The sequence below is a fragment of the Eisenibacter elegans DSM 3317 genome (assembly GCF_000430505.1).
GTDB lineage: Bacteria > Bacteroidota > Bacteroidia > Cytophagales > Microscillaceae > Eisenibacter > Eisenibacter elegans.
Genome location: NZ_AUMD01000020.1, coordinates 38,034 through 52,066 on the forward strand (window position 1 = coordinate 38,034; position 14,033 = coordinate 52,066).

The following is a 14,033-nucleotide window of genomic DNA, read 5'->3' on the forward strand; positions in this document are numbered from 1 at the left end:
TTTAGTTGATTTTTATAACCAATTGCTCCGCCTCAAAAACAATAGCAGACTTTTTGTAGTATAAAGACATCAGAACAAACAGTAAATGTCTATGAGTGCTTTCCAACAGTGGTTCATAGTATATGCGTTTTTGTGGGCTGGGGGAACGGTATATGCGCAAACAACGGACAGTCTTCAGATGTATCGCCCAACAGTAGACGAGCTGTTGCAGAAGGGGGTGGGCGGCAGTATCGAAGCCAATGTATCGGTGGCTGGCTTTCAGGAGACCTCTCTCCGAGAAACGCCCGGCATCGTAACACTCATTACGGCAGAAGAAATTCGACAAAGCGGCGCACAAGACCTCATAGAGCTGCTGCGTTTGGTGCCGGGATTGGATTTTGCACACAACTATGAAAATGCCATTGGGCTGGGGGTTCGTGGTAATTTTGCTGAAGAGGGCAAGTTTTTACTCCTATTAGATGGGCTGACAATCAACGAGACCAGCTTCGGTAACTTGACTTTCGGGCAGCGGCTGCCATTGCAAAATATCGAACGGATAGAGATTATCCGTGGTGCGGGTTCGGCTATTTATGGAGGCTTGGCCGCCTTGGCCGTAATTAATATCATCACCAAAAAAGCCGCCGACCGTGAGGGGGTATATGTAGCGCTGAATGGAGGAGCCGCCGCCGGAAGGCTCGGTCAGATGAGCGCCTTACTACAAACCAACCAGCGCTACCGCAACGACCTAGAGCTCAACGCTTCGGTATGGCTCAACCAAGGTGTACGCAGCCCCGTAAACACGACAGACCCTACCGGCCAATATACTTTCAACTATGCTGACAGTACCCGTATACAGACTTTCCATACCAATATCGGCCTCCAATACAAAGGTTTTGAAGCAAGGCTCATCCACAACAACTATCAATACCAGACATTATTCAATAACCTGACCGTACTCCAACAAGATTATCTCCTCCAAACACGCTATCAGTGGAATCCTACAGAGCGGCTTTTCCTCTCCCACACTGCTTCTTGGAGGCAGCACAGGCCTTGGTGGTACAGCAATTTCCAAGGGCTACCTTCAGAGCAACGCAGCATCTATGAAGGTTATAAAACCCTAAATAACCGCTATTTGGCCAATACTGTAGCCGCTTATGCTTGGAGCAATACCCTGACAACCGTATTAGGAACAGAGTTTTTTGTAGACCAAGCTACGTACCAAGTGCCCGGCTTGGTGTTTTATAACAATGAGCCAACGCTCTACCTGAGTAACATCGCCGCATTTGCAGAGCTGGACTTTCGGCCTAAGTTTGCCAATTTTCTGATTGGTGCACGCTTTGACAAGCAGAGCACTGTCAATCCTGCGTTTGTGCCCCGCGTTGCCATCACAAAGGCGCTGAAACACTGGCATTTTAAGTTACTCTATAACAATGCTTTCAAAGCGCCGACCATCCAGAATATCCAGTTTTCGGATAACAACAACATCCGTCCTGAGCGGATACGCAACCTAGAGGCCGAGGTAGGGTATCGCCTGAGCGAAAGCTTTGCTATCGTAGCCAATATCTATGATATCCAAATTACGGATCCAATTGTATATGTGATTGACTTGCAGACTTCTGAAGAGTTTTATGGCAATATCGGCCAGACAGGCACACAGGGTCTAGAGCTGGAGTTCCGCTGGCGCAAAAACGGCAGGCTAGGGCTTACAGCCAATTACTCTTTTTATCAAACCATCAACAACACCATCGCCAATTATGCTATAGAAGGAATGCCTAATTTGTTGCTTGGTTTTCCGGCACATAAAATCACTGCCTTGGGCTTTTATAATTTTGGCAAAAACCTTTCTATCAATGTTTCGGCGCTCTATTTTTCAGACAAATATACCTACCTCTTTTTTGATACAGCACGCACCGACTTTCGGCTACAACCTTTTGCCGGGGGGACACTACTCAATGCCAACCTGCGCCACGAGCGCTTCGGCTTGCAGGGCTTGACCTTGATGTTGGGGATACAAAATGCCCTAGCGGCTGACCAGTGGCTAGTCAATGCCAATACCAACGGATATGAACCACTCCCGCTGGCACGTCGAGGGTTCTTTTTTCAGTTAGCCTATGAATTGGGAAAATAAACATACAACAAACTTAATGGTCTTGAGCCTGTGGCTGTGTTTTTGGAGCCAATCTCTCATAGGGCAACAGGTACTAGCGATACAGGATACGCTCAAAGTGCGGCAGCTACAGGCTCGGGCGCAAGAGCTATATGCCCAAGGTCAATACAGCCAAGCCCTCCAAGAGGCAGACGCTGCGTATCAGTTGGCGCTCACCATTGATGACGAGCAAGGAAAGGCTGACGCACGTTACCTCGAAGGGCAGGTGTGGACTCAGCAAAAAGACCTCGACAAAGCGCTAGAAGCCTACATAGCTGCTGCGGAAACTTATCAAAGCCATCAGGCTATGCGCCAAGCCTCCACGGTATACCATCAGCTGGGCAGGCTGTTGTTTGCCTATCAATATTATCGCAAGGCCATCGCTTATCTCAACAAAAGTCTCAGCCTCCAATCCGATAACGCTCAGGCCGTACAAACGCTGATAGCAGAAGCTTATTGGAAAGGCAAAGACTATCCGGCGGCACAAAAACAGGCCGTACAAGTACTCCAGCAATATCCCAAGCTCGATGAGGCACAGCGCCTACAACTCCTCAATATCGCCGTCAACAGCGCTGTACAGCTCAAGGGTTACCCGATGGCCATCGAATACCAAAAACAAATCATCCAGCTACACCAACAACAACAACAGCCTCTAGCTACCGGGATGGCCTACAACAATCTCGGCACAATATACCGCAACGACAACCAACCTGAGGCGGCTATAGAGGCTTTGCAGCGAGCTCTTAACATATTTCAGTCCGAACTCAAAAGCGCCTCTGCTACCGAGAAATGTATCATATATCAAAATATCGCTGCTACTTACAGTATTTTGGAAGATACCCGCAGCGCTGAGAAATATTATAACCTAGCCCTCGAAAGCGCCAAGGTCAGCAAACAGGTTATCCAGGAAGCCAATATAAAAAACCTTTTGGCTGCCCAAGCCCTCATTACAAACAAGCCCGCCACAGCTATCCGTTGGGCCAAACAGTCTTTAGAGATTACCGAAACATCCCCGCTCATTACCCTCGACCAGCGTATCGACAGTTACCGCATCCTAGCAATGGCCTATGAGCTTAGCGGAGACCTCCGAAATGCACAACTCTACAGCCAACAACAGCTTGTGCTTGAAAAAGAACGTGAGCAAAAACAACAGGCTGCCCAACAAGCACAAATACAGGCTCAGCTCGAAATAGAACGCAAAGAAAGCGCGCTGCGTACCCGCCTTGCTTCTACAGCCCAACAAGAGGCAGCCCTTCGTAGGGCTACACTAGAGCAAGAAAAACAGGCCCAAAGCCTCAAGCTGCAACAACAAGAGCTAGACCTGCTCAAGCGCAACAAAGAGTTACAACAGGCCGAACTCAACCGCCAACAACTCGAAAGAGAACGGGTAGAGAACTTGCTTAAAATCACTCAGCAAAACGCCCTAGCTGAGCGCCAAAAGCAAGAAGTAGACCGCCAAAAGCAAGAGGTAGAAAAACAACGCCTCCGCGCCGATAAAGAACGTGCCGAGCGCCAACAACAAGCACAAGAACTACAGGTCTCTAAAGCCGAGCAAGAAAAAAAAGACATCCAACTACAACAAGAAAAAACCCGAACCTTCTATGGTGCGCTTGTGATGGCTTTGGGGGCGGTATTGTTGCTATTGGTAGCCTATGGCTTGTTGCAAGCCCGTAGATTGGCCAAAAAACTAAAACGCCAAAACCACGAAATAGAAAACCAAAGGCAGGAAATCTTGACCCAAAACGAAGAATTGTACCAAAGCCAAGAAGAGCTCCAAGCTCAGCGCGATTTTATAGAGCAAAAAAACATCGAAGTCTCCCGAGCCAACGAGGTTCTCCAAGCCCGAGACCGCCAAATATCGAGCAGTATCCAAGCAGCAGTTACCATACAGCAGGCGGTGTTGCCCTATGCCGAAAAAATAAACCTGATTCTTGGACAACACCTACTCATATTTAAGCCCAAGGATGTAGTGTCGGGAGATTTCTTTTGGCTCAATCAGACACCCGAACAGCAGAATATCCTCATTGTGGCAGACTGTACCGGGCACGGTGTCCCCGGTGCTTTTATGACCCTTATCGGCAATACCCTGCTCGACAAAATCGTGCGTGTTTGGGATGTTACCGAGCCGGCGCAAATTCTCTCCCGCCTGCACGACGAAATCCGCATTGTGCTCCGACAAGAAACCACTGGCAACAACAACGGAATGGATGCAGCTGTGTTTACTTGGCAAGCCCTCGATGACCAAACTTTCCATTGTGTTTTTGCCGGCGCTAAAAGTGATGCCTATTATTTCTTGCCCAATGCCCCTGAAACCTTACACATCCTCTATGCTACCCGAAAAGCCATTGGAGGGGTACAAAGCGAAAGCAAATTCTTTGAAGACCAGACTATTTCCCTACCCAAAGGCACGACGATTTATCTTGGTTCAGACGGCTTTGCAGACCAAAATGACAGTAAGAGGAAGAAGTTTGGATATAAAAGATTACAGGAAACATTAACTAAAATCCATACATTGCCTTTCGCACAACAAGCTGAAATATTGGAAGAAGCCCTACAAAAGCACCAACAAAGCGAAGCCCAACGCGACGATATTTTATTGATTGGCTTTAGAATATGAGGGGTTATTTTGGATTGATTTTTGAATTTCTAGGCTGTCAGTTGTCATACAAGCCATTGAATTCAAAAAAAACTTGATGTATACTCCGCAAATAACCTTGTTTATCCTGTTTGTTAGGGCGCTTTTGCTCGGTTTCTAAAATTGTATGTAGTTACTACTTTAGGTTGCCTACTTGGTTAAAATTTCCCCTAATGTACATACCCCACTTTCCGCACCCCTTAATTTCGGATTACGGAATTAATATAGAAATAGATTAAACATATTATTATAAAAAGTTATGATTTATTTAATAGTGATTGATTTTGAAAAATAAGGTATGAAAAGTAGAGTATGTTATATTATAAATTTACATTATCATATAATTTTTATTAATAAAAGACAATTCCTGAAAACTGTCTGATACAGCAAAAAGTCTGAAGTCAGCCTTTTGCAACTGCTGAAGTGCTTTTTGTGTGCGAGTTACACCATCTGGAAATAATCGGTGATGAAATTCTAACAGCCATTGTTTAACGACTATCCCGCTTTGTAAAATAGAGTCGATTACTTCATACTCTGTGCCTTCAATGTCCATCTTAAGTACATCAATTTCAGTATGTCCTAGATTTTCAGCGATACTGCTCAAGCATTTAAGAGAAACCAGAACGCGATTCTCATGACTTACATTCTTTTGAACAACGGCACTACCTGATACGTGAGCGTTATTTTTAGGTAAGTAGAAATGAACTTCTTTGTCGGAGTTGCCAATGCCGATAGGTTCAAAATAGAAATTTTGAGGTACTGTTTGTTGAGATACCCACTCAATAGACTTTGGCATAGGGTCAAAGGCATATACACTTGCGCTGGGGTGTGCCTGTATTAATGCTTGGTCGAACGAAATATCTTCTCCAATACCAAAAGAGTAGATGATAGCTCCAGTTTTTGGTATGGCTTCAGGGTGTACGTAAAAGCCTCCGTACTGATTCCCATACCATACGGCATTACACTGAGTATTGGGGCGTAAAGCTGTACCTAGTCCTTCAAAATGAAGACGGGTTTTTTTATAATTTTTTTAATCATTAGTTATATTTTATATATATCTATAAAAACATATAATTTAATAAATAGTTTTTATTTTTAGATTAATGATGTAACAAATAGCCAACCATATAGCCAGTGCCCGAGTAACCATGTCGCCCGAAACGGCCTGGAAGCTGTTTTCCAAAAGCTGGAAACCTGCCCAAGTCCAAGACAAAGTCTTGATAGAAGGAGATTTTGCCCTAGCTATGCAAGCCTTGCAGCTTGTGGGTGTGATGGCCTAGGTTTTGGCTAAACAACCTTGTAGCATACGGTCATATCCTTTGGGCTGTAGGTTTTTGCCAATAAATACCATACGGCTACCCGAGTGGGTAGGGGCTGCGAGGGGCGTTATGGAAAGTTGTTGCCCTACGCTCTGCACAAGATAGTGTTGCCCGTCGGTAGCCTGAATGATGCCTTTGGTACGGTAAACAGACTTGGCCTGAAACATCAAAAATTGTTGTAACACAAATCGCAGGGTATCTAACTTAAATGCCTGTGTATATGAAAACGAAAGGGTACTCAGGTCTTTATGATGATGATGATGTGCGGCGGTGTTGGTGCTTACATTATCCATAAAACTGCCTTGGGGCAAGACTGGATAACGATGATGATTGCCCTCTAATACCAAGGCCCAAGGGTTTATTTTTTGAAGTAGGGCTTTGAGCGCTTCTGTTTTTTCTTGACTTACCAAATCTGTTTTGTTGAGCAGCAGAATATTACTGAAGGCAATCTGCCGCTGCGTCTCTTCGGTATCGGCCAGCTGAGATTCGAGGTGGAGCGCATCTACCAAACAGACAACGTGTTGTAGGGCAAAGGCTTTGCGAATGGCTGGGTGTGTCAGAAAGGGCTGTGCAATACCGGCGGGGTCGGCTACGCCTGTAGCTTCAATGATGAGCGCGTCGAAAGCCTCTCGGCTTTGGTCTAGCTCTGAAAGAATATCATACAAGTTGCTGTTGAGCGTACAACAGAGGCAACCATTGTTCATCGTTACGAGGCTATCTGTCGTGCAAGTAAGTACCTCTCCATCAATGCCTTGTTCTCCAAATTCGTTCTCGATAATGGCATAGCGCGTAGGAGCTTGTGTCTTTAGGTAATGGTTGAGAAAGGTGGTTTTGCCTGCTCCCAAGAAGCCCGTCAAGATAATAGCGTGTTTGGAATTCATCGTGTATTGCTGGTTTCTATGCCCAATCAAAATTATACCAAGGTTCACTTGATTTTGAGGCTTTGACATTCTTAGTGCTCAAAACCTTATGCCTTTTATAAAAAGCTGGTGTTATAACAAGAAGAGGCACAGGGATGGTTCATTTTTGCAGCAGTATTGCAAATAAAAAAGCAGGAGATGTTCCTGCTTTTCATTTATGGCTTAGCGCAGAAGGTTAGCGCTTAGTTTTTCTTTTCAACCTTTACCCACACGTCCGTACGGCCAATCAAGCCACTTTGGTCAAGTGAGCCACGGACTTCGATTTGGTTCTGGCTTTTTTGGCGGATGGTGCAATAGTAGGTATTGCCGCTTTTGGGGTCATAGATAGTACCAGATTTCCATTCTTTGTTTTTGCCATCAAAAACGAAGTCATTGAGCATACGCATTCCTTTGATGGGGCGTGATTGGAGGGTTTTGTCTGGGTTTTTGGCATCTACTTTGGGTTTGCCTTGGTCATCGTTAGGTTCTTTGAGCCAAACGACTTTTCCATAATATTTATCCCCTTGTTTTTCTACTTTTACATAAGAAGTACCTTCGCTGGGCTGCCATACACCAATGAGGTCGTCGGCGTTTTGTGCATTTGATGTGAGGATTCCGAAGCTTAGGAATGCGAAGAGAGCTAGAGAGAATTTCAGTGTTTTCATAGTTTTTATACGATGATTTGTGATGAAATATAAGAGAATAAAGCGGGTTAGTTGCGCTGTTGTTATTGTAACGAAAGGGTGGCGGCCAAATTGCCAATAAGCTTTATTTTGTCTTCGGCCATATCGTCTTTGAGGTTCAGGTCGATGAGGGCTTCAAAGTTGCCGGCTTGGAAAAAGGCGGCGATGGCCGGAGCGTCTACCAGTTCGAGGGTTAGCTCGGTGGTTCCTTCGGCGATGTTGTTGGCGCTTCCCACATTGACACTCTTGATATCAGCAGCCGTAAACTGTAGGGTAATGCTGGCGATGGCATCGAAGTTGGGCGCACCATCTATTTTGAGTTTGATAAATTTCAACTCGCCTTTGCTTACTTTAGAAGCATCTTGGGCTTTGAAGAGGCTATCGACATTGAAGCTCGCCTTGGCACGGAGACTGGCCGTGCCAAACTCTGCTGCATCGCCTTCAAATACTAGCGCTCCAATCGCCACATCGACAGTAGCTTTGTCTTTGCCACCGCAAGCCGCAAGGCCGAGAGCCAATACGAAAAATAAGGCGTATCGTAGGTTTTTGTTCATGGGTAATGGGTTTTGGTTTGAATTAGGGAGGCAAAATTGACTGCATCCAAGAACAAAGATAATCTTTTTAAGACAAAAACCATCTCCTTTCTTAGGGCATACGCCAGCTTTTTGGCTCATTTGCTTGAGCCAAGCCATATAATGTGGAGGTTTTTGAGCGCCCCGAGGATGGCTTGTGCTTGTTTTTGAGGGGCTTAGTGCCGGCGTGTGAAGGTCTGTTTGCTCCCGTCCGGATTGGTACAGACAAAGGATGCATTGCTGGGGTGGAAGGTAAAGAGATAGGGTTTGTCGCTGCCTTCAAACTGGAGGGTCATCTGGCGGTCTTTAAACTCCTTGACCAACATCTGTTTTGTAGCTGCGCCTTCTTTGGCTTGATACTGAATGTTGTAGCCCTCTTCGTCATAATAGTGGCGGTGTATAGATACCAACTCGCCGCTTTTGGTGTCAACATAAAAGCCTGTTAGCGAGCTATATTCCTCTTGGCTGATGTCTATTTGCCCGTCTGGCTGCACAACGAGTGTAAGCTTGTAGCGCTCTATTTGGGCATTGGAGCCATTATAATCACTCAGTTTTTTGCTTCCTTTGAGCATTAGGGTTGCTTCTTGGGAGATGGCTACATCCAAGCGTTCATTGATACCGACATACACGAATCGGCTGGCAACTAGAAAACCGCTCAGGAGCTTGCCCTCTCGGTTGTAGTTGAGCAATAGCAGGGAGCCTGTATCACCTTCGATATATACGGGTTTGCTCAAGACAAGGAGGCTATTGAGGTCGGGGTGTAAGTCTAGGCGGCCTATGGGGTGCATACTCCAGCCCATCAGCTCTTGAGGTTGTTGGCTCAGGCCTTGGCGCTCTAGGGCTTCTTTGTACTGAGTGCGTCGTTCGGGTGCCCAGATATGTTGAAAATAAGACACCCCTAGGGCATAGGCAGGGTCAATCACTTGGGTAATGGCTACTGCGGCTGAGAGGGTGTCTTGGCCGGGGGTAAATAGCGCATCTTGGCTAGAAAAAGGTATCGAAAGGCGGGGGAACAGAGCCACAAAAGATTTTTCAAATGTGGTAGGATTGGTAGCCACCGCTTCCGCTTTTTGGACTGTGTTGGTCTCTTTTTGTTCCGAAGAATTACTCTTGCAGGCACTCATCAACAGACCCAGCGCCAAGAAACAGGATAAAATCGAAATAGGCTTGCGATGCATATTGGTTTGGGTTTAGGTATACATATTTAACTAGTGGCCATGTTACTAGATATTTTGTTATACGCGAAGAAGTTTGTTGAGTATACCCAACCCAACTTGGTTTGGGAAATGTATGTACTGAAAATCCTCAAATCAAAGGCTTCTTCTGTGATTTAGGTGCTATTGATCAAATATTGGTATAATCCTACAAATAGCCTCAGCCAAATACTGAAAAGCCATCAGAAAGTGTGCCAAAATCTTGTAACATAGGCTTTTGGCCTGTGGCTAAGCAATATTTTGAACTTGTCTGATGGCCTCTCAAAGCTGCCCTCGGGCAGGCCAAACATACGCCGGGCTATCGACGGCTTAGTCCTTGGGAGGGGTCGTCAGTATTTTTCTGAAGAAGTACAGCGTGATGATGGTTACGGTAGTCTGAACGGTAATCATCATAATCAGTGCGGAGGTCGTCATAGGCTTATGATTCGTTAGAAGGGTTGCTGGTTTTGCGTATCATCGTGGCGCGGTATACGAGTATGGTCAAGAAAACAAAGAGCCCGAGCAAAATCATACGACCCAAGGTAATGTAGAAAATATTGTTGATAAACTTGCCTTGGGCGAGTGTTTGTTTGAAGACCACCTCATCGCCCTTATCTACCACGAGCTTTTTATTTAGGTCGAAGCGGTACGTTTTGACAGGCGTGAGGGAGTCATAGGGCTGTACGCCGGCGATATCTGCTTTATATTTGCGGACTTGGCCGGTGTTGGCTTCGCGGTAATAGGCCATATATTTACCCAAGACAATACTTTTTTGCCATTCGTTGGCGCGGTCTACTTTCATGACAACGCTGGTGTCGGCCACTTCGTTTTCAAACTCATCGGCAAACCAAGCGCGGTTGGCAACAATGCCCTTGTTTTGGATTTGGCCGATGATGCTGCTTTCGTCTAGCTCAAACTTGCCACTGAATACAGCGCCCCAGTCATTGTTTTTGGGGGTAATGAGTGCGCCCAAGAATACGATGAGCAACATAGCTGGAGTAACATACTTGATGATGTATTTGTAAATACCCGGTACGACCATATCCGCCCCTTGGTTAATTTCGTCCCAGCCATTGGTAATGCCAAATACCCAGGCAAAAAGTACTGTTTCGGCCAAGGCAAACACCACCAGCGCTACCGTACCGGCCCAGTAGTCATATTCTCCAAACACGCCTTGTTGGTAGAAAAACACCGTTGGCAAGCCTATAATAAGGATAAGCAGGCCAAAAGACCAAGCGGCTTGTGTACGTGTAAACTTAAATTCGTCTTGCACAAAGCCCATCCAAGGCGTGCCCATAGCTAATGAGGAGGTAATGCCGGCAAAAAACAACAGACCGAACCACATTACCCCAGCAAAAGTACCCAAAACTAATCCCCACTTACCAAAGAGAAAAGGCATTGTTTGGAAAGCCATCGAGAATCCGGCGTTTTCTTGAATCCAGCCCAAACCGAGGTAGCCTACCGCAATCGGAATTACGACCGAAGCACCAAGGACAATCTCCACAAAGCCGTTCATCCATCCGGCAGACATGGCATTGAGGGCGATATCATCGCGAGAACCTACATACGACGCGTAACACTGGATAGTACCCATCCCGACGGAGAGGGTGAAGAAAATCTGCCCGGCAGCTGCCAGCCACACCGAAGGGTTGGCAAGGCTGTCAAATTGTGGTTGCCAAAGGAAGTTCAAACCAAGGTGAGAGTTGCAGTCGAGGCAGCCTTCAGGAGCACCAGAGTCGCCCAAGGTGATGCCGCGAATAGCCAAGAATGCGCCAAACAAAATCAACATCGGCATCCCGATTTTGGCTACACGCTCTACGCCACCGCTCAAGCCCATAGACAAAATGTAGGTGTTGAGCGCCAAACAGATAACATAAAAGATAGCCGCCTCAAAAGGAATCCCTGTGGTAGAATAAAACACATCCACATAGCGGTCGAAAAAGCCGGCCACTTCGGTTTGGCTCATCCCAGAGAAGGTCTGCATCAGAGAATGAAAGACATAAGACATCGTCCAAGACTCTATATAGCAATAGTAAGCGGCTACGGCTACATTGGTAAAAATTCCAAATACCCCAAAGTACTTCCAGAAGCGGGCGCGGCCCATATTGTCAAGGATAAAGGGGGTGGAGTGATTCCCGCTTTTGCCGCCAAAACGTCCCACTGACCATTCTATCCAGAGCAGCGGGATGCCCATCAGCAAAAAACAAACTAGGTAAGGAATAATAAATGCACCGCCACCATTTTGTACGGCTTGTACGGGGAAGCGTAAGAAGTTGCCCAGCCCTACAGCATTACCTGCCATAGCCAGCACTAGCCCTACGCGAGAGCCCCAGGCTTCATTGTTAGTACTCATTGATTTTTAGATGCGAGTTAGTGGTAAATGTTGTGCCATCTGTTGGTGTATGTTGATGAGCATAATTTCAAACGAAGTGCTAAAAGTAAGGTGTTTTACTGAGTTGTGCAAAACAAAGTACGCAAAAGTATCGTATAAAAGACCACTTCTGCCAAAGACCTATGCCTGTTAGGGTTACAAAAGATATTAGATTAGTCCTAAAATTAGCCCTTCCTACTTGGGTGTAGTGTTTTGACAATGAATGGCTTTGGGAGCTGATGACAAAAGGCACTAGGACATTTACAACAAGCACCGAAGCCATAGTTTCGCGCTGCTAAGAAGAGCTAAATACTCAAAAACAGGCTATTATTTACAAAAACACAGGAATACTTACGCAAGAGGATTTGGTTTCAGCCGAATATATAAATTTGTATTCATAAAATTTATCAAACAATAATAATCAAATCGCATGAAAACCCGTATTCGTGAAAATGAGATTTATACTATCCTACACAATTCAGAGGATAACGTTTTTGAGCTGCGGTTTAAAGACACCAGCAACATGTCTTGGGAAACCTTTCAGGATGAGATGTTGGAACAAACACGCCTTGCAGCAAAATACAAGCCGGAAGCTTTCTTCCTGGATACCAAAAACTTTGACTTTGGTATCGGCCCCGAAATGCAGACTTGGATAGACGAGGAGATATTTCCAAAATTTTCGGCCAATGGCTTGCGTAAATATGCCTACTTGGTCAGTGATGAGTTTATCTCACAGCTTTCTATTGAGCAACTCATGGCAGAGGGTAATGCTGAAAAGCAGTTTATTACAAAATATTTCAATACAGAAGAAGAGGCTTTTGCTTGGCTGAAAAAAGCTTGACAAACGCCACCAAAAACCCAAGGTTGAGGTCGGTGAGCAAAAGATTTTTTCACACCACTGGATATTTTTCAAATCCCAGAGTTAAAACGGAGGGTTAAGTCTCATTGTACCCCCAAAATGAGGCCTCCGCTTGTCTCGGAGCTGACGAGCTACTTTTCCAAAAATGTCCGGTGGTGTGAGGTTTTTTAGTGCTTCAGCCCAGCCTTTACCCTTTGCATCTGAGCGAGATGCAGGCTACTGTGTAGGGCTTCTATCTCAAAATAATCTCCGAGGTTGAAGCGCAAGAAAACCCCAAGCGAAGAGTTGATATAAACCTTGTTGAGGTCGATGTTGAGTTTTTGGGCTTGCTCAACATAATCCAAAACTTCGTGGAGGTAGCCCAAGAAGTCGCCCTGAAGGTCTAGGGGATAGGTGCTGCCCTTGCTAGGATGTAGGGTAGGGGGGGCAGGAGTTTTACGCTTTTTGTTAGGGTTTACAAGACCTTTGAAAAGCTTGCCCACATAGCTGGGCTCAAAGGCTGCGCCTAGGCTTGCGGCTTGTGGGGCTTTGGCGTGTATCTTCTGAGGCAATTGGGTTTTGTATTTCTTGTATACAATCAGCAGATGCTGCATACACTCGGCAATACTCCATTGCTTGGGTGAGGGCTTGTGGTTAAATTCTTCGGGGCTTAGGTCTACAAAGGCCTTTTGGGTTGTATTGATGACCGAGCGGAGTTGTTCGGCAATGGCAGATAGATGTTCTTGTTGAGTCATAGGTTTTGAACGCTAATGGGGTGCGCCCCTAAGCTAAGTTTTTTGCTTCAAAATCGCAAAATCGGGGAATTATTTCTAATTTCGCGCAAAATTTTATTTCAACTTCCAAATACCACAAACCTTATGGCAGGTAACCGTACATTCACTATGATCAAACCTGATGCTGTAGCAGCAGGCAACAGCGGTGCTATTATTAAAATGATTGAAGAGGCCGGTTTCCGCATTGTAGCGGCCAAGATGCTGCGTATGTCTGCCGAGATGGCCGGCAAATTTTATGAAGTCCACAAAGAGCGCCCCTTCTATGGCGAGCTTTGCAGCTATATGTCTTCAGGTGCTATTATACCAATGATTCTCGAAAAAGACAACGCCGTAGAAGATTTCCGCAAGCTTATCGGAGCTACTGACCCTGCCAAGGCAGAGGCTGGTACTATCCGCAATCTCTTCGCTAAATCCATCGAAGCCAATGCCATCCACGGCTCTGACTCTGACGAGAACGCCGCCATCGAAGGCAATTTCTTCTTCGCACACAGCGAGCGCTTCTAACACCACTGCGAACGATATTGTACCAAGAAGATTGTGTTTATTTAGGGAGAAGATGCCAGCTTTGAGCGCCTTGGTTCTCTAGGGTTTTCAGCGCCTGCAT

At 45.8% G+C, this 14,033-nt stretch carries 11 protein-coding genes and 1 pseudogene; 5 read left to right on the forward strand and 7 right to left on the reverse strand.

The window, feature by feature from the left end; translation table 11 throughout:
* Nucleotides 1-91 precede the first annotated feature (91 nt).
* Nucleotides 92-2,107: a TonB-dependent receptor plug domain-containing protein gene (locus tag G499_RS0107825; RefSeq protein ID WP_026999487.1), complete on the forward strand. Its 2,016-nt coding sequence runs from the start codon at nt 92-94 to the stop codon at nt 2,105-2,107.
* Nucleotides 2,091-4,742 (forward strand): SpoIIE family protein phosphatase, encoded by a 2,652-nt coding sequence (locus G499_RS0107830; protein ID WP_081413694.1) that lies wholly within the window; start codon nt 2,091-2,093, stop codon nt 4,740-4,742. Before G499_RS0107825 ends, G499_RS0107830 begins: the two co-directional genes overlap by 17 nt.
* 346 nt (nt 4,743-5,088) lie before the next feature.
* Here the strand turns inward: G499_RS0107830 and G499_RS0107835 are convergent.
* A pseudogene (locus G499_RS0107835) lies at nt 5,089-5,676 on the reverse strand (FkbM family methyltransferase); the annotation flags it as partial.
* Nucleotides 5,677-5,908: 232 nt separating this feature from the next.
* On the opposite strand from G499_RS0107835, the gene G499_RS22405 reads away from it, so the two are divergent.
* A complete protein-coding gene (locus tag G499_RS22405; RefSeq protein WP_281171863.1) occupies nt 5,909-6,040 on the forward strand; it encodes a hypothetical protein in 132 nt (43 codons plus the stop codon).
* On the opposite strand, the gene G499_RS21020 is transcribed toward G499_RS22405, so the two are convergent.
* The 5 genes from G499_RS21020 to G499_RS0107865 form a co-directional block, all read right to left on the reverse strand.
* The gene (locus tag G499_RS21020; RefSeq protein WP_051296067.1) at nt 6,037-6,960 is read right to left on the reverse strand and encodes a CobW family GTP-binding protein; all 924 of its coding nucleotides are present in this window, start codon (nt 6,958-6,960) and stop codon (nt 6,037-6,039) included. The genes G499_RS22405 and G499_RS21020 overlap by 4 nt on opposite strands.
* A gap of 221 nt (nt 6,961-7,181) precedes the next feature.
* Entirely contained in the window at nt 7,182-7,643 is a 462-nt protein-coding gene (locus G499_RS0107850) for a DUF2147 domain-containing protein (RefSeq protein ID WP_026999490.1), read from the reverse strand.
* Nucleotides 7,644-7,705: 62 nt separating this feature from the next.
* A complete protein-coding gene (locus G499_RS0107855) occupies nt 7,706-8,215 on the reverse strand; it encodes a hypothetical protein (protein ID WP_026999491.1) in 510 nt (169 codons plus the stop codon).
* 194 nt (nt 8,216-8,409) lie between these two features.
* Nucleotides 8,410-9,411 (reverse strand): hypothetical protein, encoded by a 1,002-nt coding sequence (locus G499_RS0107860; protein WP_026999492.1) that lies wholly within the window; start codon nt 9,409-9,411, stop codon nt 8,410-8,412.
* A 454-nt stretch (nt 9,412-9,865) separates the two neighbouring features.
* A complete protein-coding gene (locus G499_RS0107865; protein WP_026999493.1) occupies nt 9,866-11,779 on the reverse strand; it encodes a sodium-dependent transporter in 1,914 nt (637 codons plus the stop codon).
* A 448-nt stretch (nt 11,780-12,227) separates the two neighbouring features.
* Between G499_RS0107865 and G499_RS0107870 the strand changes: the two genes are divergently transcribed.
* Nucleotides 12,228-12,638, forward strand: a complete 411-nt coding sequence (locus tag G499_RS0107870) for a hypothetical protein (protein ID WP_026999494.1) — start codon at nt 12,228-12,230, stop codon at nt 12,636-12,638.
* A gap of 185 nt (nt 12,639-12,823) precedes the next feature.
* Here the strand turns inward: G499_RS0107870 and G499_RS0107875 are convergent, their stop codons facing one another.
* Nucleotides 12,824-13,390, reverse strand: coding sequence for a DinB family protein (locus G499_RS0107875; RefSeq protein WP_026999495.1), 567 nt, complete (start codon nt 13,388-13,390; stop codon nt 12,824-12,826).
* A 123-nt stretch (nt 13,391-13,513) separates the two neighbouring features.
* Between G499_RS0107875 and G499_RS0107880 the strand changes: the two genes are divergently transcribed.
* Nucleotides 13,514-13,933, forward strand: a complete 420-nt coding sequence (locus G499_RS0107880; RefSeq protein ID WP_026999496.1) for a nucleoside-diphosphate kinase — start codon at nt 13,514-13,516, stop codon at nt 13,931-13,933.
* Nucleotides 13,934-14,033 lie beyond the last annotated feature (100 nt).

Excerpts from the sequence above, each read along its gene's own strand:
- G499_RS21020 (WP_051296067.1), bottom strand. The coding sequence starts at position 6,960 with ATGAATTCCAAACACGCTATTATCTTGACGGGCTTCTTGGGAGCAGGC.
- G499_RS0107865 (WP_026999493.1), bottom strand. The coding sequence starts at position 11,779 with ATGAGTACTAACAATGAAGCCTGGGGCTCTCGCGTAGGGCTAGTGCTG.
- G499_RS0107875 (WP_026999495.1), bottom strand. The coding sequence starts at position 13,390 with ATGACTCAACAAGAACATCTATCTGCCATTGCCGAACAACTCCGCTCG.
- G499_RS0107855 (WP_026999491.1), bottom strand. The coding sequence starts at position 8,215 with ATGAACAAAAACCTACGATACGCCTTATTTTTCGTATTGGCTCTCGGC.
- G499_RS0107850 (WP_026999490.1), bottom strand. The coding sequence starts at position 7,643 with ATGAAAACACTGAAATTCTCTCTAGCTCTCTTCGCATTCCTAAGCTTC.
- G499_RS0107830 (WP_081413694.1), top strand. The coding sequence starts at position 2,091 with ATGAATTGGGAAAATAAACATACAACAAACTTAATGGTCTTGAGCCTG.
- G499_RS0107860 (WP_026999492.1), bottom strand. The coding sequence starts at position 9,411 with ATGCATCGCAAGCCTATTTCGATTTTATCCTGTTTCTTGGCGCTGGGT.
- G499_RS22405 (WP_281171863.1), top strand. The coding sequence starts at position 5,909 with ATGTCGCCCGAAACGGCCTGGAAGCTGTTTTCCAAAAGCTGGAAACCT.
- G499_RS0107880 (WP_026999496.1), top strand. The coding sequence starts at position 13,514 with ATGGCAGGTAACCGTACATTCACTATGATCAAACCTGATGCTGTAGCA.
- G499_RS0107825 (WP_026999487.1), top strand. The coding sequence starts at position 92 with ATGAGTGCTTTCCAACAGTGGTTCATAGTATATGCGTTTTTGTGGGCT.
- G499_RS0107870 (WP_026999494.1), top strand. The coding sequence starts at position 12,228 with ATGAAAACCCGTATTCGTGAAAATGAGATTTATACTATCCTACACAAT.